The organism is Methylobacterium sp. WL103 (assembly GCF_008039885.1).
GTDB classification, from domain to species: Bacteria; Pseudomonadota; Alphaproteobacteria; order Rhizobiales; family Beijerinckiaceae; genus Methylobacterium; species Methylobacterium cerastii.
This window is the reverse complement of the sequence record NZ_VRUX01000885.1, coordinates 1-1,299: the sequence shown is the minus strand read 5'-3', so window position 1 is coordinate 1,299 and position 1,299 is coordinate 1. Positions and strand designations below refer to the sequence as shown.

The following is a 1,299-nucleotide window of genomic DNA, read 5'->3' as shown; positions in this document are numbered from 1 at the left end:
GGCGGGCGCGGCTGCCAGCGTGGCGGACACGAGCGCGGCGGCGAGGAGTCCGCCGAGGCGCACAGACGGAAGCGGGCGGGTCATGGGCGGCCGTCCGTCGGCTCGGCCGAGGAGGTGAGGACGCGCAGCGGCGCCTTCGGCTCGGCCTTGCCGTCCACCTTGCCGTCCACCTTGGAATCCTTGGCCTTGTCCTGGTGGAACACGGTGTGGACGTTGCCGATGAAGGAGATCACCCGGCCGTTCTCCACCACGTCGAGCCCGTCGGCGACCACCTGGCCGCTCGGCACCGACACGGTGACGGTCTCGGAGGACTTCACGCTGCCGGCCTTGAAGTCGACGGCGGCCGATTGCAGCCGCGCCTCCTCGCCCTTGTCGGTCCAGATCCGGATGTCCTGCTTGAGGTCGAGGGCTTCGCGGGTCGTGTCGAACAGGCCGGTGGCCGCCTCGATCCAGGCGAGCCCGCCCTTCTCGTCGATGGCGACGTGGCCGCGCATCGCCTCGAGCTCGATCAGGCTGGGCTTGCGCATGTCCTGGAGCGCCGCCGTGGCGGTCACCTCGTAGCCGCGGTCGCCCTTGCGGAAGCCCGACAGCTTCGGGTTCTCCATCCGCACCTTGGTGCCCGACAGCGTCACCGGCCCGACGCTGACGCCGGGAAGCACCGCCGCGAACGGGTTGAACAGCCAGGCCCCGAGCGCGATCACCGCGCCGCCTGCGACGAGCGGGAGCACCCGGCGGAGCGTGCGCACCTGGGCGCTGTGGCGGTGGGCGCGGGCATGCGCGCGGGTGCGGCGCAGGTCGGCCTGGCCGCCCCCTTGCCCGAACCCATCCCTCTCGACCGCGTCGACGACCTGCATGACGATTCCGATGCGCGACGCTGGAGCGCGACGCGCCCGCGAGCCCGGCTCCGACGCATCACGCGCCACGCCGACTCGTTCCGGGATGCGCCCGGCCGATGGCGAAGTTATGGCCCAAGCGTTTCCGAATGTTCAACCATCGCTGGCATCGGGATGCCCAGAGGGGGCGAATTCGGCCGATGCGTCGTGCGTTCGCGCACAAGGACGGTGCGGCCGTCCCCTCATCGCATGCGGCGCGTCCTCGCCGCCCAGGAAGGAACATCGCTCCCGAACGATCCAGCGCCGCCCGATCACCGGCTCCTCCCTCCCCCGCCCCCAAGTCGGGCTTGCCCGACTTGGGCGCACAGGGTGCGGATCGCGGGCAAGCCCGAGATCCGTCGGGGGGAGGGAAGGGGCGGCTTCGTTGGCTCGAGACGGGGAATAGAGCGGTGGATCAGGCCTGCGC

The 1,299-nt window shown here is 71.6% G+C and carries 1 protein-coding gene; it reads right to left on the bottom strand.

Going from position 1 to position 1,299, the window contains the following annotated elements; genetic code table 11:
• Positions 1-80: 80 nt before the first annotated feature.
• Entirely contained in the window at positions 81-854 is a 774-nt protein-coding gene (locus FV222_RS26410; RefSeq protein ID WP_147816080.1) for a lipopolysaccharide-assembly, LptC-related protein, read from the bottom strand.
• Positions 855-1,299: the final 445 nt, after the last annotated feature.